16 protein-coding genes are annotated in these 17,415 nt (G+C 59.7%); 12 read left to right on the top strand and 4 right to left on the bottom strand.

Annotated elements, in window-relative coordinates:
- Positions 1-27 precede the first annotated feature (27 nt).
- The 10 genes from J3P89_RS15430 (at position 28) to J3P89_RS15385 (ending at position 10,098) form a co-directional block, all read left to right on the top strand.
- Positions 28-381 carry a DUF1801 domain-containing protein gene (locus tag J3P89_RS15430; RefSeq protein ID WP_434694741.1) on the top strand — a complete coding sequence of 118 codons (354 nt, stop codon included), beginning with the start codon at positions 28-30 and terminating at the stop codon, positions 379-381.
- Between the two features lie 94 nt (positions 382-475).
- On the top strand, positions 476-1,216 hold the full coding sequence (locus tag J3P89_RS15425; RefSeq protein WP_434694740.1) for a class I SAM-dependent DNA methyltransferase: 741 nt from the start codon (positions 476-478) through the stop codon (positions 1,214-1,216).
- 25 nt (positions 1,217-1,241) lie between these two features.
- Positions 1,242-1,862 carry a sugar O-acetyltransferase gene (locus tag J3P89_RS15420; protein WP_434694739.1) on the top strand — a complete coding sequence of 207 codons (621 nt, stop codon included), beginning with the start codon at positions 1,242-1,244 and terminating at the stop codon, positions 1,860-1,862.
- 17 nt (positions 1,863-1,879) lie between these two features.
- Positions 1,880-2,545, top strand: coding sequence for an adenylyl-sulfate kinase (gene cysC, locus J3P89_RS15415; RefSeq protein WP_434694738.1), 666 nt, complete (start codon positions 1,880-1,882; stop codon positions 2,543-2,545).
- A complete protein-coding gene (locus tag J3P89_RS15410) occupies positions 2,545-4,869 on the top strand; it encodes an efflux RND transporter permease subunit (RefSeq protein WP_434694737.1) in 2,325 nt (774 codons plus the stop codon). Before cysC ends, J3P89_RS15410 begins: the two co-directional genes overlap by 1 nt.
- A gap of 36 nt (positions 4,870-4,905) precedes the next feature.
- Positions 4,906-5,709 (top strand): outer membrane lipoprotein-sorting protein, encoded by an 804-nt coding sequence (locus J3P89_RS15405; RefSeq protein ID WP_434694735.1) that lies wholly within the window; start codon positions 4,906-4,908, stop codon positions 5,707-5,709.
- 74 nt (positions 5,710-5,783) lie between these two features.
- On the top strand, positions 5,784-6,923 hold the full coding sequence (locus J3P89_RS15400; protein ID WP_434694734.1) for a hypothetical protein: 1,140 nt from the start codon (positions 5,784-5,786) through the stop codon (positions 6,921-6,923).
- 59 nt (positions 6,924-6,982) lie between these two features.
- Positions 6,983-8,161 carry a hypothetical protein gene (locus J3P89_RS15395; RefSeq protein WP_434694733.1) on the top strand — a complete coding sequence of 393 codons (1,179 nt, stop codon included), beginning with the start codon at positions 6,983-6,985 and terminating at the stop codon, positions 8,159-8,161.
- A gap of 33 nt (positions 8,162-8,194) precedes the next feature.
- Complete coding sequence (locus J3P89_RS15390) at positions 8,195-9,355, top strand: bis-aminopropyl spermidine synthase family protein (protein WP_434694732.1); 1,161 nt, start codon at positions 8,195-8,197, stop codon at positions 9,353-9,355.
- The gene (locus J3P89_RS15385) at positions 9,352-10,098 is read left to right on the top strand and encodes a PIG-L deacetylase family protein (protein ID WP_434694730.1); all 747 of its coding nucleotides are present in this window, start codon (positions 9,352-9,354) and stop codon (positions 10,096-10,098) included. Before J3P89_RS15390 ends, J3P89_RS15385 begins: the two co-directional genes overlap by 4 nt.
- Here J3P89_RS15385 and J3P89_RS15380 read toward each other — a convergent pair.
- Genes J3P89_RS15380 through J3P89_RS15365 form a run of 4 tightly spaced genes read right to left on the bottom strand, consistent with a single transcriptional unit; the run spans position 10,050 to position 14,617 of the window.
- A complete protein-coding gene (locus tag J3P89_RS15380) occupies positions 10,050-10,910 on the bottom strand; it encodes a glycosyltransferase family 2 protein (protein ID WP_434694729.1) in 861 nt (286 codons plus the stop codon). The genes J3P89_RS15385 and J3P89_RS15380 overlap by 49 nt on opposite strands.
- Before the next feature lie 23 nt (positions 10,911-10,933).
- Positions 10,934-12,289, bottom strand: a complete 1,356-nt coding sequence (locus J3P89_RS15375; RefSeq protein ID WP_434694728.1) for an MATE family efflux transporter — start codon at positions 12,287-12,289, stop codon at positions 10,934-10,936.
- A gap of 31 nt (positions 12,290-12,320) precedes the next feature.
- Positions 12,321-13,412 carry a Gfo/Idh/MocA family protein gene (locus J3P89_RS15370; protein ID WP_434694726.1) on the bottom strand — a complete coding sequence of 364 codons (1,092 nt, stop codon included), beginning with the start codon at positions 13,410-13,412 and terminating at the stop codon, positions 12,321-12,323.
- Positions 13,409-14,617 carry a DegT/DnrJ/EryC1/StrS family aminotransferase gene (locus tag J3P89_RS15365; protein ID WP_434694724.1) on the bottom strand — a complete coding sequence of 403 codons (1,209 nt, stop codon included), beginning with the start codon at positions 14,615-14,617 and terminating at the stop codon, positions 13,409-13,411. Before J3P89_RS15365 ends, J3P89_RS15370 begins: the two co-directional genes overlap by 4 nt.
- A gap of 551 nt (positions 14,618-15,168) precedes the next feature.
- On the opposite strand from J3P89_RS15365, the gene J3P89_RS15360 reads away from it, so the two are divergent.
- The gene (locus J3P89_RS15360; RefSeq protein ID WP_434694722.1) at positions 15,169-16,455 is read left to right on the top strand and encodes an alkaline phosphatase family protein; all 1,287 of its coding nucleotides are present in this window, start codon (positions 15,169-15,171) and stop codon (positions 16,453-16,455) included.
- 8 nt (positions 16,456-16,463) lie between these two features.
- On the top strand, positions 16,464-17,408 hold the full coding sequence (locus tag J3P89_RS15355) for a transglutaminase domain-containing protein (RefSeq protein ID WP_434694720.1): 945 nt from the start codon (positions 16,464-16,466) through the stop codon (positions 17,406-17,408).
- The last annotated feature ends 7 nt before the right edge of the window (positions 17,409-17,415 follow it).

Genomic DNA, 17,415 nt, shown 5'->3' with positions numbered 1-17,415 from the left:
TGCAGGCAACGATCCAAGGAGGACAGCGTGGCAGGTAAAACGGACGATGCCGTTGCGGCATTACTTGAAGATATTGGCAGCACGCATGGTGCCTTGCTGGAAGTGGTCCAGAAGGTGCGCAAGGTGGCCGCCACCGGTGGCGGCGTGACCGAAACGGTCAAGTACGGTGGCATCCTGTTTTCGCGGATAACGCCGTTTTGCGGGGTCTACGCCTACACCAGCCACGTGTCGGTGGAGTTCGGTCAGGGCTACAGGTTTGACGATCCTTATCATGTACTGGAAGGCACCGGAAAGTTTCGTCGCCATATCAAGTTATTCAGTGTGTCGGATGTACAGGATAAGCACCTTGCGGAGTATGTAAGGCAAGCTCTGGATAATTGATCCAACGGAGTATTTAACCTTGATTTTCCTGCGGGGGGGTTACCCCTCGCATGGGGAAGTATTGCCCTGAATTAACTAACTAACGGAAGTGGATATGAGCGATCCCAGTACTTACGGTGAAACCCTGGCCGACATCTATGATGACTTGTACGGAGAGGCGCCAGCGATCGCGATTGATGCCTTGGTGGCATTGGCCGGTCGCGGTGGCCCGGTGCTGGAGTTAGGTGTAGGGACGGGGCGATTCGCACTGCCCATGCGCGAACGCGGCGTTGATGTGCATGGCGTCGACGCCTCGCAATCGATGCTCGATAAGCTCAAGGCCAAGCCTGGAGGTGCTGACGTCCCGGTGACACTGGCGGATTTCGCGACGCTGGAAGGGGTCCGGGGCGGCCCCTTCCAGATGGCGTTCTGCACCTTCAGCTCACTGTTTCTGTTGCTGTCCCAGGACGCTCAAGTCAATTGTTTCCAGGCCACCAGCGCGCAGCTTGGCGAGCAGGGGCTGCTGGTGATCGAAACGTTTTTCCCGGACCTTTCGCGCTATGGCAAGGACCAGCCGGTGTACGTCGGCGGGCTGGAGCGCAACGAGGTACTGCTGGAAGCATCGCGGCATGAGGCGGTCAAGCAGCGGGTCAGTTGCCGGTTCATCCGCATGCAGAGCGAAGGGGTCAAGGTGATTCCCGTGGAGCTGCGCTACGCCTGGCCGGCCGAACTCGACCTGATGGCGCAATTGGCGGGGATGCGCCTGGTCCAGCGCTGGGCCAATTGGGAACAAGCGCCGTTTGTCGACGGCGCGTTCAAACATATTTCGGTCTACGAAAAGCGTACCCTTCGCTGATTGCGCTTGAACGTCGGAGTTCACCATGGATGTTTTAAACGTCCCGTCCACCCAGGCGGGAGACACCCGTTCTTCGCGCGAAAGAATGCTCGCGGGGGAGTGGTTTCATTCCCCCAGCTTGGAACTTACACGCCTGCATATTCGCGCCAAGGCATTGCAATACGCGTTTAACAATACATCGCCGCTGGCCTTGAAAGAGCAACAAGCGTTGCTCAAGAAATTACTCCGAAAGTTAGGTGAGAACAGTTGGATAGAACCCAGTTTTCATTGCGACTACGGCATTCATATCGATATTGGCGATGACGTGTTCATCAATATGAACTGCACGTTTCTGGACGGCCATCGGATTGTTATCGGTGACCGTGTCTACCTGTCGCCCAACGTGCAACTGATGACCACGACCCACCCGGTGCACCCCCGGCAGCGTTCGGTACGGGTGGACGGCCAACTCAAATGCGTACTGCGCGCCGCTCCGATCACCGTTGGCAATGATGTATGGATCGGCGCGGGGACAACGCTGCTTGGTGGCGTTGAAATCGGTGACGACAGCGTGATTGGCGCGGGCAGTGTGGTCAGCCGTTCGATACCCGCCGGGGTGGTGGCAGCCGGTAACCCTTGCCGAATCATTCGCTCCGTTTATGAGTGAATTTACAGGAACATTTTATGAGCATCGATGACATGAGCCCGATCAATCGTTGTGAGGTTCCCCGGCGCGCCGAAATGCCGGAGCCACCGGCCTATCGCGCGTTATGCGTGTGGTTTACCGGTTTGTCCGGGGCCGGCAAGACAACCCTGGCTACTCTCCTGGCGCAATCCCTGGGCGATGCCGGCATACGCGCACGGGTATTGGACGGCGATGACCTGCGTACCGGCCTCAACAGCGATCTACGTTTCAGCGCCGAAGATCGCAAGGAAAATGTCCGGCGCCTCGCCGAAGTCGCCAAGCTGTTTTGTGACAGTGGCTACGTTGTGCTGGTGAGTGCTATCTCGCCGTTCGCCGAGGACCGCCTGCGGGCCAGGATGTTGTTCAGCGCGGCAGAGTTTGTCGAGGTGCACGTCGCCACCTCCTTGGCGGTGTGCGAGTCGCGTGATCCCAAAGGGCTGTATCGACGGGCCCGGTGCGGAGAGCTGCCACAGTTCACCGGCATCGGTAGCGCCTATGAGCCGCCGCTGTCCTGTGAGTGTGTGGTTCAGACCGCTGATCGCAGCATCGATGAGAGCGTGCAGCAGGTGCTGGCGATGGTGCTCAAGCGTTGCGCGGTACCCACCTCGCACCCGGCGATGCAACCGCAAATGGCTCAATTACCTTGCAACGGAGAACGAGGCTGATGCCGACGTCGACATTCGAGCGCTTGTTGAAGCGCTATCGCTACCTACTGTTTGCCCTCGTGCTCGTGCTGGTGGCAGGGTTGTCCTGGGGCATGACCTCGATTCGTTTCGCCGCCGATTACCGCTCGTTTTTTCCCGAAGGGGAAAAAACTGTCGAGCAATTGGACGCGATGCATCGTCAGTTCGGTAAGTCCGATACGTTGCTTTTCGTGATCAAGAACCCCCAGGGCAGTCTGTTCACCCGCCGTTACCTGGAACAGATACACCAGCTGACCGAGCAGGCCTGGCGTATCCCGCATGCGTATCGCGTCGATTCGGTGACTAACTTCCAGCATGTGTTTGCCGAAGGCGACACAGTGCACGTCGAGGCCCTTGTTCGCGAGCCCGCGGACCTGACACCGCAGCACATCAGCCTGATGGAACGCCTGGGTCGCAACGATATTGAACTGGTCAAGCGCCTGGTATCGACAGACGGCCAGACCGTGGGCGTGTTGGTGACCTTGCAATTCCCGCCAGAGACCCTGGATGCAGCGATTGCCGCCACGGCGCAAGGGCAGCGGATGCTGGAGGCCTTCAAGCTGCAAAATCCTGAGCTGCAGGTGCATCTGACGGGGCTGGCGGCGGTCGAGGCGGCCTATCCCGAAGCCGCTCAGCAAGACATGGCGGTGCTCACGCCGCTGATGTATGTGATCATTTTGCTGGTCTCGGTATTGATGTTGCGCAGCCTCGGCGCGTTGCTGGTGGTATTGACTGCAATCAGCATGGCCACCGCCGCCACCTTGGGCGCCAGCGGCTGGCTCGGCTTCGAGGCGACGGCGCTGACCGGCCTGTTGCCGACGATCGTGCTGGCGACATCGGTTGCCGAGATCATGCATGTACTATCGGCGGCTCGACAGATGAGTGGTGACTATGGAAACCGGCGGGTGGACCTGGCCTGCGCGGCGATAAAAGACACCATCAAGCCGATAGCGATAGGCACGGCCACCAATGCCGTGGGCTTCTACAGCCTGGTGTTCGCGGCGTCACCGCCTTACAAGGAGTTTGGTGTGCTGGCCGCGATCGGTGCGGTCATTGCGCTGGTCGTAACCATTTCGGTGGCGGCGGTGTTGATTCCGCTGCTGCGGCTCAAACCGCTCGAAGGCGCGGCCAGTCGCCGTTACTTTTTGTACATGGAACCCCTGTTGCGCTACCCCAAACTCTGGTTGCTGGGGTTTGTCGTGTTGTTCGTGATCGCGATCGAACCGGCGCGCAATAACCTCATCAATGACCGGATCGTCGAAAATTTCGACACCAGCATTCCTGTGCGCACGGCCACCGAGTTTGCGATGGATAACTTGTCCGGTATCTATCGCCTGGAGTATGTCGCCACCTCCAGCACGGGTGACATTTCTGATCCGCGCTTTCTGGCTGACCTGGACCGCTTTACCCAGTGGCTAAGGACCCAGCCGGAAGTCGACTCGGTGACCACGCTCAGTGATGCCCTGAAGAAACTTAACCAGACCATGAATGGCGGGCGCCCCGAGGAATACCGACTGCCGGATGATCCGGCGATGGCGGCGCAGATGTTGTTGGTCTATGAGATGTCCTTGCCGTTCGGCCTGGACCTGGGCAGCCAGATCAACATCGACAAGTCGGCCACCCGCATGGTGGTGACCCTGACTCGCCTGGATACCCAACAGATTCGCGACATCAAAGAGCGCGCCGACAACTGGTGGCGCGATAACGCCGACCGTGCTGCGCTGGTCCCGGGGCTGGGAACAGGGGAGGCGGTGGTGTTCGCCAACCTGACGCATATCAGCATCGAATACATGGTCAACGGCCTGGTGTTCGAACTGGTGGTCATTACCTTGATGGTCGCGCTGTTCTTGCGCAACGCGGGCCTTGGGTTGATCAGCGTTCTGCCCAACATGTTTCCGTTTTTCATCATGTTCGGCACCTGGGGCCTGCTGCGCGGTGAGGTCAACACCGCAGCGATCAACGTGTGTGTGGTGGTCTATGGGCTGATCGTGGAGGCCACCATCCACATCATGAGCCATTACAAGACCCAGCGCCTGGAGCATGGGCATCCGCCACGCGAAGCACTGCGTCGCACCTACCAGCATGTACTGCCGTCGGTGTTCGCCAACTCGGTGATTCTGGCGTCAGGGTTCATGGTCATGACCTTGTCCCCTTTTTCCATGAACGCTGATTTCGGCATGTTGGCCGTCCTGGCGATCTTCCTCGGCTTGATCTTCGACGCACTGTGCCTGCCGCTGGTGCTGCTGACCTTCGATCGCTTCCTGTGGGGGCGGTCGGTAATAAAACTTGCGCCCCGCGAAGCCTGACCCGTCCTCGAGCAGCAATAACACAAGGAAAACACCATGAATTACAAAGCACTGCTTGCCGTTTGCCTGATGGTCGGGGGCACATTCGAACACCGTCTATTGCATGCCGACACGGAGCAGGAACGCGGGCAGCACTATGCCCATCTCTGGCGGGACAGTGACCTTGGGTATCAGGACACCTCGGCGAAAATTCGTCTCACACTGGTGGAAAAAGGCGGCGCCAGCACGGATCGATTCATGCGCATGAACAGCTTCGAGACTGAAAGCAAGGCCGCCGGGGACAAGGTGCTGCTGACGTTCGAGGCACCCGACAACATCAAGAATTCAAGGGTGCTGATCCACTCCAAGATCAAGGAAGGCGACCAGGTCTGGCTGTATCTGCCGGCCTTGAAACGGGTCAAGCGCGTCGCCGCCGCTGATCGTTCCGGCGCGTTTTCCGGCAGCGAGTTTTCCTACGAAGACATTGGTTCCATGGAAGTCGGGAACTACGATTACCAATGGTTGCGCGATGAACCTTGCGGCGATTTCCAGTGCGCAGTGGTCAAGCAGGTTCCGCTCTATCCCTACTCGGGGTATTCGGCGATCTGGGTCTGGTACAACAAGGCCGATTACCGGCAGATGAAAACGGAGTACTACGACCGCAAGGGCACAAAGTTCAAGACGCTGTCCCTGGATAACTACCAGCTTTTCCTGGGCCGTTACTGGCGTGCCTTGAACATGACCATGGTCAACCACGTCACGGGGCGCCAGACCATTCTGGTCAGCTCCGATGTGCAGTTTAAAACCGGGATCAGGGAGGACGCATTCGAACCGGCCAGGCTCGGAAACCTCACGCAATGATCAAGGGCTCACGCCGTTGGCGGGTTAGTTCGCAGTTGGCGACATTGACCCTGCTGTGTAGCAGCACCCAGGTTGTGGCCGAGTCGCTCCATTCGTTGTCAGCCAAGGTCGGGTTCAAAAGCTATTACTTCCCCTCGACGCCGGCCGATGGTGTGGATGACCGGCAGCTGCCGAGCACCGTGCAGTTCGGCCTTGATTATCAGTACCTGCAAAACTGGGATGAATGGCGCATGCGGGTGGTGGCCAACCCGCGCTACAGGGCCAGCGATCACAACGACCCGCGCCCGAACTTCTACTGGGACGAGCTGTTTGTGCTGCTCGAACAGGATGGGCGCGAGATGAAGCTGGGGCGCATCAAGGAGCATTGGGGCGTGATGGAAACCCGGCAACTGGTGGACGTGATCAATACCTACGACAACCTGGATGGTCTGCAGCCTGAAGAGAAGCTGTCGCAGAAGGCGCTCAAACTCGGCAGCACCCTGGGGCCTGGGCATCTGAGCCTGTACCTGCTGGACGGGTTCGAGCCCGTCCAGTTTTACGCCGAGCCTGCCCGATTCGCGGCGTATCGGGTGCAACCCGGGGCTGAATACATCCACGGCGCCAACCCCGACGGGATTGATTTGGCGGCGCGTTACTTCGTGTCATTGGCGGATGTGGACATTGGCTTGAGTTACTTCAAGGGGACTAATCGCACGCCGGCATTGCGCCAGGTTGGTGACAGCCTGGTGGCGCAGTACACCGCGTTGTCGCAATGGGGGCTGGACGCGATCTGGGTTAACGAGCAATGGCTGTACAAAGTCGAGGCACTGACTCAGCGGGTTTCGGACAGCGCCTACAACTCGCAAAAGCTGTCGGTAGGGCTTGAGTACGCCATGAACCGCGCATGGCGCGACGCGGACTTGAGCCTGATCGCTGAATATCATCGCGACCGTGATCAACGCCTGGCGCCGGTGAGCATCTTCAATCGCAAGTTTCTGCTGGGGGCTCGCCTGGAAGTCAACGACGCGCACCTGTCTTCGTTGTTCCTGGGCTACACCGCCCAAGCGTCTGACCAGGGCAACAACATGATTAACGCATCGCTGGATCTGGGGCTCAGCGACGCGTTGCGCACGACCCTCAGTGCGGTGCTCATCAATAGTTCGCGCAGCGACCCAACCTGGGATGCGTTATCCGGCGACTCCCATGTCGCGCTGGAGGTTTCCTTTTCATTCTGATCGACCCACAGGCCGTGGCCTGAGGTTCGGTCCAGCGTTCAATTACCGAGGTTTCTGATATGGAAACGTTGTTACAGATCATAGGGTTCGGCCCAGCGGCCCTCGGGCTCTTTATCACCGCGGACCGCACCGGCCAGTTGCACAGCTTGCTGGAGCGCGGTGTTCAGGTGCATGAGCGCAGCGCATCCCTCGCGCAGTGGAATTGCCTGGCGTATGACATCGAGGCCAATTCGCCGATTGAGGATTTTCTCAAGGGCATTCGCGTGGACGGAGTGTTTGCCGAATGCTTGAACCAGCCCATGGTTCAGCGCTGGCTGCAGGCGCCGGGGAATGTCGTGCAATTGACCGACGTCTCGATATTCCTGCGTCAATTGGCCGAAATCGTCGTGGCGCTTTGCGCAGGACATCCCCGTGCGGCAATACATTTTGGGCACAACGTCGACGCCGTAACAGTCGTCAGCAGCGGCTTTTGTGTGACGGGAGACTGGGGTATCCGTTCCAGCCGCTACCTGGTGCTGGCGTGTGGCGCGCGGATCCGCGATCTTCAGATGAGTGCCGGCACGGCTCAGCAACCGGGATCGCCACCGATCTGTTCCGATCGCCTGCTGCGGGGGCAGGCCGATGCGCAGTTGCGTGAGAGTCTGGCGCAAGGGCAGCGAGTGCTGGTGGTGGGTGGTAGCCACAGTGCGTTCTCCGCGGTCGGCTACTTGCTTGAGCGTTTCCATGACTGCCTGGCACCTCAGGCCATTGCGGTGCTGTGCCGCAGGCGCCCGGCCTTGTGGTCGGCGTCAAGCCCTGGGGCGCGGCTCTTGAAGGCAACGGATGTGGTGGATGAGGAGAGCGGTGAAGTCAATCGATTCTGCGGCTTGCGTGGCGCAGCGCAACAGACGCTGCTGAGTGTCGAGGCCGGGCAGCAGCCGAGTGTGGCACTGCACATCGGCGATGCGGATATCGAGCCCTGGCTGGAAGACGGTTTTTTGTTGATCAATGCCACGGGCTACCTCCCGCGGCTGCCCGCCTTGTTCGACCAGCAGGGCACGGCCATGACGCTCGATCAGCTTGAGGGCAACCTGTGCAAACACCGGAACACGGGTGAACTCATGGTCCAGGGAGTTGCGGTGGGCGGGCTGTTTGGTACGGGGTTGGGGTTTTCCGATCGCCGTGGCGAGACCCTTGAAGTGGGGGTCAATTTTTTTCATGGCCGTTGCGCCAGCCATATTCTTCAAGCCGTGCTCTGACGGCACCCGCATTTTTTACGAGCAGGAGGCTGCATGGAAGACTTCGTTGAAATCAAATTACGCTTACGGATGGGCTTGTCAGCGCTGCCATCACGCGTCGCGGTGGATGAGGCGGCGCTGGATGACTTGCTTTCCAAGCTGGCTGCGCCGCGGCGGATCTACCAGCTCTTATCCTCCCGGCTGACGGTACGCCAGGTCTTGTGGTGCCTGGTTGATCTGCTGGCGCATGGGCAGCTTCGCCAAGTCATAGACGCCGGCCAATATCGCTGGGTGAGGGCAGAGGAAAGCGAACAGCGTCTGCCCGGTCAAGGCCTGCACCTGGTGGGTGATGACTGCTTGCAGTTGAACCCCAGTTTCAGAGACATCCTTGCCGATTTGCTCAATGACAAAAAAAGCCAGTACAGCCAGTCCGTAGAGACTTACGAAACGTTGATCCGCCGCTACAAGATCATGCAAAGCCTGGGTGACCTGAACCACGGCAGCCTATTGCTGTTGGGCGATGATGCACTGTTCTCGTTGTTTCTGGCCGTGCACGGATACCGCCAGCCGATCGTGGTGGCCGATATCGACCCGCAGTTGCTCGCAACCATCGACCGAGTTGCCAAGGCGCAGGGGTTCACCAACATCGAGGTGGTCGAATACGACGTTTTCCAACCGCTGCCGCCTGCGTTAGTCGGGCGTTTCGATTGCTTCGCGGTCAATGGATTCAAGGACCAGGGCGGGTTGCTGATGTTTATCTGCCGTGCGCTTCAGTCACTCAAGGCCCCTGCGGCGATGCGTAGCGGCTACCTCAACTTTGGCAGCCATGAAGTGCAGTGCGCACACCAGCTCAACCTGGAGGCGCAAATGCACCAAACCCTGGCGCGGTTCGGGGTGTACATGGATTACACCGTGCCGTGTCCTGAAACCCATGTGTGCGCGGCATTCGAAGACGCCTTTGGCGCAAGCATCCCGGCACTGGCCCGGCAATCGGCAGAACACCGTCGGCAGGCGTGTGACGACACCTTAGGCGTGCTGCGCCAACGTTTTGCACATCTGTCGTGGGTGGCGATGGACAATTTTCCCGACATCCAGCTTTCGCCCTTGAAAATGGGGCGTTGCCGTGTGGTACAGCGTAATGATCGAGAGGTCTCACGCTTTTTGCGCTTGGGGCAGTTGTATGCTCATAACACCCAGGCGGTGGCGGTTCCGTGAGCGCTCGCGTGGTGCTGCTGTCCCCTCATCCGGATGACGCGGTGTGGTCCCTTGGCAGTGGCATTGGTCGCTGGGCTGCCGGGCGCACCATCGTGTTATTGACCCTGTTCGATGGCGAGCAGGCGCCAGACTGTGTTGCAAACCTGCCGGCGCACGAGCGCTGGCGGCGGTTTGCAGCGCCTGAGTGGCGACGCCAGGAGGACTGTAATGGCGCCGCACGCCTGTCTTTTGAGCGCCTGAGCATGGGATTCGAAGATGCCGCCCTGCGACGGGACTACGCAGGGGACTTTGCCTACGATGCGCCCCAAGCCTTGTTCCTTGCACCAGAGCCTGAACGCTGGCCGGCGTTGGACCCGCAGCAGGTGGCCCGCGTTCAGGCATTGCTAACGCCAGAAGACATTGTCTTTGCGCCCTTGGCCATTGGCCGCCACGTCGATCATTGCCTGACCCATTGCCTGGCCCGTCAGCTCGTTAACAGGGTGTATTACTACGCCGACTTCCCGTATGCCCATGGCCTGGGCGAGCAGACGTTACGCGAGCATCTGGACAGCCTGGGTCTGAGTGCCTGCGAAGAAACACTCAGGTGCTCATGGTCGGCCTGGCGGGAGGCTGCGCTGTGCTACCGCAGCCAGGTATTGATGTTGTTCGGGAGCCAGGGGCGTTTTCTCGAGCAATTGGCCGAACACTGCCAGGTTCAAGGCGATGAGGCGATTTGCCGGATCTGGTCGACCCGTTCGATGTAACGCACCAGCGAACCGGTGGGCGAGAGCAAATCGTCGAGGGCCATGGCCTCAGGGGTCTTTGCTCGTTGCTGGAACAATGTCAGGTTGTGTCGGTGATCATCCCAGCGCATAGGGTTGTGATGGGACATGTGGTAGCCACAGGCCCGGATTTCCAAGGCGATCGGTACCCTGGCTTGCCACAGCCGATAGCCGAAATCCAGGTCTTCCATGCCCCAGCGCTTGCCGTAGGAGGCGTCGAAGCCGCCGACCAGGTTCCAGGCCTGGCGGCTCACCGAAATGTTCGCCCCTGCGCTCGCCAACCATGGCCACTGCACTGCGCGCGGGTGTTCTGCCGCTTGTTCCAGCGGGTTGGCCATGACTCGCGCCGACTGGGGGCACCAGCGCCCCTGGAGCAGGTCCTCTTCCAGGATTGGCGGGCAACCCGGGGTGCCTTGGGCCGGGTCTGTCAGAGGTGTCAGGGCGATCAGTTCGCGCAGCCGGCCATGCACGAGCCCCGGCTGACGTCGTTGGGCCTGGATATGCGCTTCAATAAAACCATCTTGGACCAGCACGTCATCATCGATGAACAGCAGGATGTCGCCACTTGCCACACTGGCCCCCAGGTTTCTGGCAGCGGCCCGCCCCAGCCCGGGTGTGGTGAGCACACGGGCGAACGACAGGGCTTTGACCTGGGCCAGGACCGCAGGTTGTGCGGCGTCGGCGACGATAATCGTTTCAAAATGGCAGCGCTGGTGCTGGCGCCGCAAACTGGCCAGGCACAAGCGCAAACGTTCGGCCTTGGCATGCACCGGCATGATCACTGAAAGTCGCATAAGACTCTTCCCCACGGACGCGCTCATGCAAGGTCCGGTAGCCGGGCTCGTTGGTTGAGCCGGTAGTGGCGCAGGGTCATCAGCCCGGCGGCGAGCAGGTTGCCGATCAGAATAGCCTCGACGATGCCGTTAAGGCCCCGTTGCCAATGCAGCGTCAGCAGCCACCCCAGCGGGGTCATGACGAGCAGGTAAGCGATTGCATGAATTGCCGTCGGCGCCATGGCGTCCTCCCGCCCGCGCAGGGCATTGGACATGACGCCTTGCCAGGCATCGAAGGGCAGGGCCAGAGCAAGCACCAACAGGGCCGGTACGGCCACCTGCAACAGTTGGTCATCGTTGCTGTATTGAGCGAGCAAAGGGCCTGGCACGACGGCCAGGAGCAGCGCACAGGCAGCCGTCAGCGACACCCCGAGAAACAGGCCGCTCCAGGTGGAAAGGTTGATGTCTCGCGCGTCGTCGTTGCCATAGGCCATGCCAACCTGGATCGAAGTGGCGAAGCCGATTCCCATGGGAATCATGAACAGAATCGAGCGAATATTGACCACCACTGCGCAGGCCGCCGCGATGACCGGCGAGGCCGCCCCGGCCATGATCGCGATCAACATGAAGGCGCCGGCTTCGATGCCAAAGCTCAGGCCCCCGCCATAACCGATCTGACGCTGCATCTTCCAGTCGGCCCATGCCCATTTGAAGCGTTCATTGATCCCGAAATCGGCACGATCTGCCATCACACGGTGTACATACACAATAATCGCCAGCGCCATCAGGACCCTGACGAACGTGGTGCACCAGGCAGAACCCAAGGCGCCCATTTCAGTAAAGCCGAACTCGCCGTACACCATGGCGTAGCACAAGCCGGCATTGATCAGGTTACCGCCCAGAATCACCACGGTCGCCGGCAGGGGGCGGGAAATACCTTCAAGGAAAAAGGAATAGGCGATGTAGATCAGGATCGCCGGCAACCCCAGGGCGACCACCACCATGAGTTCGGAAATCGCGGCAGCCAGCGGCGCCTGTACTCCGAACAGCACCAGCAAAGGCAAGCTTGCGACACTTGCCAGCGCGCAAGCCAGGCCAAGGGCCAGGGCACAGACAACTCCGCGTTGAGCGGCGAGCCCGGCCTCTCCTGGCGCCTGCTTGCCCATGGCGATCGACCCCATGACCAGAATGCCGAAGAGCAGGCCGGCGGCGATCAGCATGTAGGTGTCGGCGATGGCATGGGTGATGGAGATGGCCGCCAGTGACTCGGTGGCATAGCGGCCGACCATCAGGGTGTCGACCAGTGACAACAACAAAAAGCCGATGCGCGACACGACAATCGGCCCTGACAGCTTGGACAATTGCACAAGCTTGTCTTTGAGCAGTGTGAACTCTGCCATGGTGTTTTCTCCTTGGGCGTTGCAAGCAGCATCAGGGCTGGCGATGAAGGGCGCCGCCGGGGGGTGACTGGTGGGGGTACATGGCCGACATGGCGCTGGCCAGCGACTGCAACTTGCGGTATTCCAGCTCTCGGCTGGCTGCGCATTCGCCAATCAGCGCAATCCTGCGCGCGAGGAACTGTCGGTAAGGCGCCACGTTTTCCTCGTCGGCAAATCCCAGCGGGGTATCGATTCCCGCAACGCTCAACACCAGGCTGGGGTGTTTGACGCGGTTCTGGCTGAAGCCGAAGGTGGTGCGCAAGCACAATTGCCCGGCGCTGCCGTACAGCGTGATCACTGTTTCGTCCTGCCGTTGATGGGAGGCCCAGGCGGTGCTCAAGCGGATCAGCGCACCCCCGCGGGTTTGCAGGCAGCTGTAGGATTGCGATTCAACGTCGATCGCGCTGGTGCTGTTGCCATCCTCGTCCTCCCGCCAGGTGGCCTCGCGGCTGGCCTCGTCGGGGGCGGCGGGGACGTGATTGCACAGTGCCGCGTCGACAAGGGGATAGCCCAGTACCTGTAAGGCCACCTCCAGCAAGTGCCAACCCAAGTCCGCTCCGGACCCCGCCAGTGCCTGGTCCGCGCGGGTGAACCAGGAACCGGGGCGGGGCACTCCGTTACGCCGGCGCCAGCTCACGTCGATGCAGTGCAGGTTGCCTACATCGCCCCGGGCGACGGCTTCCAGCATGGCGCCTACGTCGCTGCGGTGTGAAGCGGCCGCGGTGACCAATACCTCGACTCCGGCCTGGCGGCTGTGCTCGATCAAGGCATGGGCATCGTTGGCGCTCAGGCACGCGGGCTTCTCCAGGATAACGTGCAAGCCTTTGTTCATCGCCCTGATTGCCTGGCTGACATGCCTGGCGTTCGGAGAGCAGATGAACGCCAGGTTGCAGCCCTCCAGGGCCTTGTCGCTGACGCACCCGTGTTGGCGAGGCGCGACAGGCAAGTCACTGAACGCCTCTCGGGAGGGCAGATGGGGGTCGATGATCGAGACAATCCGAGCCGCCTGTTGCGCCAGCAACGGTGCCCAGATAGTGCGTACCACCCAACCCGCGCCGATGAAGGCGACGCACGGGTCTTTCATGGCTCGTTGGCCAGGAGTGTGAGGACCTTGGTAATGGCGGTGGCAATGTCCAGCGTGTCCTGTTCATTGCCCAGCAGGGCGCGGTGGTGTATCCAGATGCCGTGCTGGGCAACCTGTTCGCTCACAGGGCAGGCGGCAATGTAATGGGCCAGGTTGTGCTCGGAAGGCGCAGGCGGTTGCCAGAAACTCGGGATGCGGTAGAGCGCCTGATACGTCCGGAACGCGGGTATGCCTTCAGCAATCAGCGCTTCGACGACGTGGTTGCGGTCCCACTTTGCTTGTCCCGAACGCGTATTGAGGGTGAAGACAAACATGTAGTACGGGTGGGTGTGAGCATCTTGAGTGCGAGCCTGTGGGGTGACCAGGTCGGAACGCTCGAGCACCTCGAACAAGAGCGCCGCGTTGCGCTGGCGCACCTGCGTCTGGAAGTCCAGGCGGGTTAACTGGGCACTGAGCACCGCCGCGCTGAATTCACTCAGGCGGGCATTGGTGCCAACCACCGTGTGCTGATAGCTGCGATCGCCTTGCGGCCGCCCGCAATTGCCGTAGAGGAAGACCTTTTCGCGCAGTTCTTCATTCGGGCAAAGCACCAAGCCTCCTTCGCCGGCGGTCATCAGTTTGAAGTTCTGGAAGCTGAAGCACGCCAGGGTGCCGTATTCGCCAATGCCGGTATCGGCACGACCGCGGGCGCCATGAGCATGGGCAGCGTCTTGAATGATCACCAGTTGGTGACGGTCGGCGATACTCAGCAAGCGGACCATGTCACACATGTGCCCAGACATATGCACCGGAATGATGGCCCGGGTGCGCGGGCCGATGTTGGCTTCCACAGCGGCCGGGTCAATGCAGAACGTATCGGACAGGACGTCGACGGGAATGGCAGTCGCACCGATACGCTGGCAGGCCATTGAGGTCGAGATAAACGTGAACGCCGGAACGATGACCTCGTCGCCTGCGACGATGCCGGCGGCTTGCAGGGCTATTTCAATGGCCACGGTGCCATTGGCGACGGCAAATGCTGAGTGGGCACCGTGCAATTGGGCAAAGGCTTTCTCGAAATTCAGGTTCTCATTGCCTTGCATCCGCCACCAATGGCCTTGGTGCAGACTGCGCAGTAAAGCACTTTCCTCCGCGGCTCCAAACTGTGGCCAGCTTGGATACGGCGCTTGACGCACTGGGGTACCACCATGAAGAGCTAAGGTCATTTATCCAGTCCCTTGGAGAGGTAAATAAGAGCAGCCGATGTACTGCTCCGCGAAATATTTCAACTATCTTCAAGCTCGGTTGTTCGTGCGTCGATAGTTATAGCTGGCAAGTTTTAATTTTGCGCCGCTCGCGTTTTCAGTTGTAAGCGAAGCGTCGGGAAAAAGATAGCATGGCTTGAAAAATTTATTGCAAGGTTATTTTTGGAAATCTTTTGTAATATTGTGAAATAACCTGGTTTTCGCATTTATCGTACGTGACGATTTTCTGTGTTAAAAAATCGCCAATTGCACCGGGTTCCCGGCGGTGGCGTCAGACCGCCGTGGTTTGGCGCCTTTCGCCCGGATTTTCTAGCAGCGAGGGTCAAACAATGAGGCTGATAGATAAGCGTCTATTGAATAATTAGACGTAGGCAATGTCGTGCTTGTTAAATGGCTTGAGCAACTAAGATGCAGCCCGGCTGCCCGAGCGGTGTCGCGGTAAAGTTCTGCTTGCCCCTATTGAAAAGGGATTGGCAGACTTCAATCATGGATGATAAGAGGTTGCAGGTAATATGAAGACACTCGTCGTCATTGCCGAAGGGATGGATCCGTTAGTGTTGGAATCCGAAGTTGCCAAAGGTCGACTTCCGTGGTTTTCACAGCGCATGCACGGTCACTCTTATCGGCATTTGGATTGTGGTCCGGTGCCTTACGAACCGAGCAATCTTGCGACGGCTTTTTCGGGTGTCAACCCTGGGCAGCATGGTTGCTTTTCCTATTGGAGCGCCCATAGCTCCGGAGAGATCCCGCGTATCCTTGAGTCCACCGATGTCATGTCGGCGCGCCTTTGGGAGTGGCCGGAAATGGCCGATCAGCGTTTTGCAGTGATCAATGTCCAGCTGACCCAACCGCCACAGCCTGTCAACGGCACGCTGATCACCTACCCGATGCAAAACTCCATGAACACCAGCCATCCACGGAGCCTGCTGCGGGACTTGAATGGTCGTGGGGTGCGTTATGCCCACGACGTCTCGCTGTTCTATACGGGGCAACCCTTCGAGGACTTTGCCACGCAGGCCTATCGGATTGCTGAGCATCAACTCGATACCGCCATGGCACTCGGCGCAGAAGCGGACGTGATGATCGTCAACCTGACGTTGGCGGATCGTTTGTCGCATTTCCTGTGGTATGAGATGCAGGCAGACGATGCAGGGGAGCGCCCGCATGTGCTGCGCGCCTATGATTTTATTGATCAAGCGTGTCAGCGCCTGCAATCACTCGACCCCGAGTCGATGTTGGTGTTTTCGGAGATGGGCTTTGGCGAGTTGAATGGTTTTTTCTCCATCGACGAGCATCTGCGGGCGGCGGGTTTGCAGGTGCTCGACGCGCAGGGTCGGGTGGACCTCAAGCGCAGTGTGGCGCTGGAAACCGTGCAGGGCTCCCATGGCGTGATGCTGTGCGCCGACTTATGCAATCAAGGACGTTCCAGCCTGCACCAGCGGCAGTTGGTCGAACAATGCCTGCGTAACATCCGCTTCGGCGATGGCAGCCCTGCGCTGGCCCAGGTTCGCCATCGGGAACAGGTTTACCAGGGCCCGTTCACGCATCTCGCGCCGACCTTGATCGTCACCCCGGCGGATGCACGACGGCCACCGTTGGGCGACCCGCGTTGGGCCAATCATGTCCGGCGCACTTCACAATCGGGCTGGCATCGGGACCAAGGTTTCGTGCTGCTCGACGGCGCGTCGATTGAGGCGCCTGAAGGGGCTTTGCAGTTGCAGCAGATTGCTCCCTCGATCGCCGCGTTGAGTGGCTGCGCGGCGCCGGCGCAGTGCGAAATGCCGAGTTTCATATGCTGAACCCAGGCATGAATGACAAAGCATCGGCTCAAGAGATTCTGGGCAACCTGGCGAAGGTCGATGATCGCCATCGGCGCTTCAGTGTCACGGCGGCCGATACGACCTTGTATGGGTTGTCGGCCGCAGAGCTTGAATCGCTCAAGTTCATGGGGTTGGCCTCAACAGGGCCAGGGCGTGATGAGTCCTTTGATCCGGACGACCTGTACAACCTGTCGCTGCATTTGCGCAGGCCTTCGTTGCACAAACTGGCCATGCGCAGTTGGGCAGCGGCATTTCGTGAATCCGAGCGGGAACGTCACCTCGACCTGGTCTATTCGCTCAGCGAAAAACCCCTGCCCACGGGGCCGGTGCAGGTGTTGACACGTGCTGGAAATCTGCTGTCCGTGCCGGTGCCTGAAACCGGCGACTTATACCGAGAGGCTTTGGTCATATCCGGCCGACATTTTTTGCTGCCGAGTCCATTCCGGGAACTGGTCGAAGAGATCAGTGCCGACATGCAATTTTATATGTTGCACGACGCCGTGCGTTGGGATGTCGAGTTCATGGGCATGCACAAACTGGCGGAATGCGGCGGCTTTTCCAAGTTGTTGGTGGCTCAGGCGCATCGGCGCGGTTTGCCGGCCAGGCAAGTGTTCGGCCTGTTGCTCAGTGCTCCCTATGCCACGGGCCATTACTGGGCTGAATTTAGGGTTCGAGATGAGTGGATTGCCGTGGACCCGCTCATGATTCGCCTCTTGTCGCAGCACGCGGGATTGTCGCAAAACGCGTGGCCATTGTACCGATCACCGATGGGCGCCTTGCTTAGGCTCTCGCCTGTCGAGGCTTATGATCGGGACGGGGCACCCTGCCTGAGTTGTTTCAAACACCAGTATTTCCGCCAGCTCCCTGTGGCGACGGCATGCACCGCACAATATCAGGTGTCATACAGGGTAGCGGTTCAGCTGCCGGTTTAATTGATCG

Origin of the sequence: Pseudomonas sp. Z1-14, from assembly GCF_051132005.1 — a bacterium.
Lineage (GTDB): Bacteria > Pseudomonadota > Gammaproteobacteria > Pseudomonadales > Pseudomonadaceae > Aquipseudomonas.
This window is presented reverse-complemented; position numbering and strand designations above follow the sequence as displayed.

Excerpts from the sequence above, each read along its gene's own strand:
- J3P89_RS15425 (WP_434694740.1), top strand. The coding sequence starts at position 476 with ATGAGCGATCCCAGTACTTACGGTGAAACCCTGGCCGACATCTATGAT.
- J3P89_RS15420 (WP_434694739.1), top strand. The coding sequence starts at position 1,242 with ATGGATGTTTTAAACGTCCCGTCCACCCAGGCGGGAGACACCCGTTCT.
- cysC (WP_434694738.1), top strand. The coding sequence starts at position 1,880 with ATGAGCATCGATGACATGAGCCCGATCAATCGTTGTGAGGTTCCCCGG.
- J3P89_RS15410 (WP_434694737.1), top strand. The coding sequence starts at position 2,545 with ATGCCGACGTCGACATTCGAGCGCTTGTTGAAGCGCTATCGCTACCTA.
- J3P89_RS15405 (WP_434694735.1), top strand. The coding sequence starts at position 4,906 with ATGAATTACAAAGCACTGCTTGCCGTTTGCCTGATGGTCGGGGGCACA.
- J3P89_RS15395 (WP_434694733.1), top strand. The coding sequence starts at position 6,983 with ATGGAAACGTTGTTACAGATCATAGGGTTCGGCCCAGCGGCCCTCGGG.
- J3P89_RS15390 (WP_434694732.1), top strand. The coding sequence starts at position 8,195 with ATGGAAGACTTCGTTGAAATCAAATTACGCTTACGGATGGGCTTGTCA.
- J3P89_RS15380 (WP_434694729.1), bottom strand. The coding sequence starts at position 10,910 with ATGCGACTTTCAGTGATCATGCCGGTGCATGCCAAGGCCGAACGTTTG.
- J3P89_RS15375 (WP_434694728.1), bottom strand. The coding sequence starts at position 12,289 with ATGGCAGAGTTCACACTGCTCAAAGACAAGCTTGTGCAATTGTCCAAG.
- J3P89_RS15370 (WP_434694726.1), bottom strand. The coding sequence starts at position 13,412 with ATGAAAGACCCGTGCGTCGCCTTCATCGGCGCGGGTTGGGTGGTACGC.
- J3P89_RS15365 (WP_434694724.1), bottom strand. The coding sequence starts at position 14,617 with ATGACCTTAGCTCTTCATGGTGGTACCCCAGTGCGTCAAGCGCCGTAT.
- J3P89_RS15360 (WP_434694722.1), top strand. The coding sequence starts at position 15,169 with ATGAAGACACTCGTCGTCATTGCCGAAGGGATGGATCCGTTAGTGTTG.
- J3P89_RS15355 (WP_434694720.1), top strand. The coding sequence starts at position 16,464 with ATGAATGACAAAGCATCGGCTCAAGAGATTCTGGGCAACCTGGCGAAG.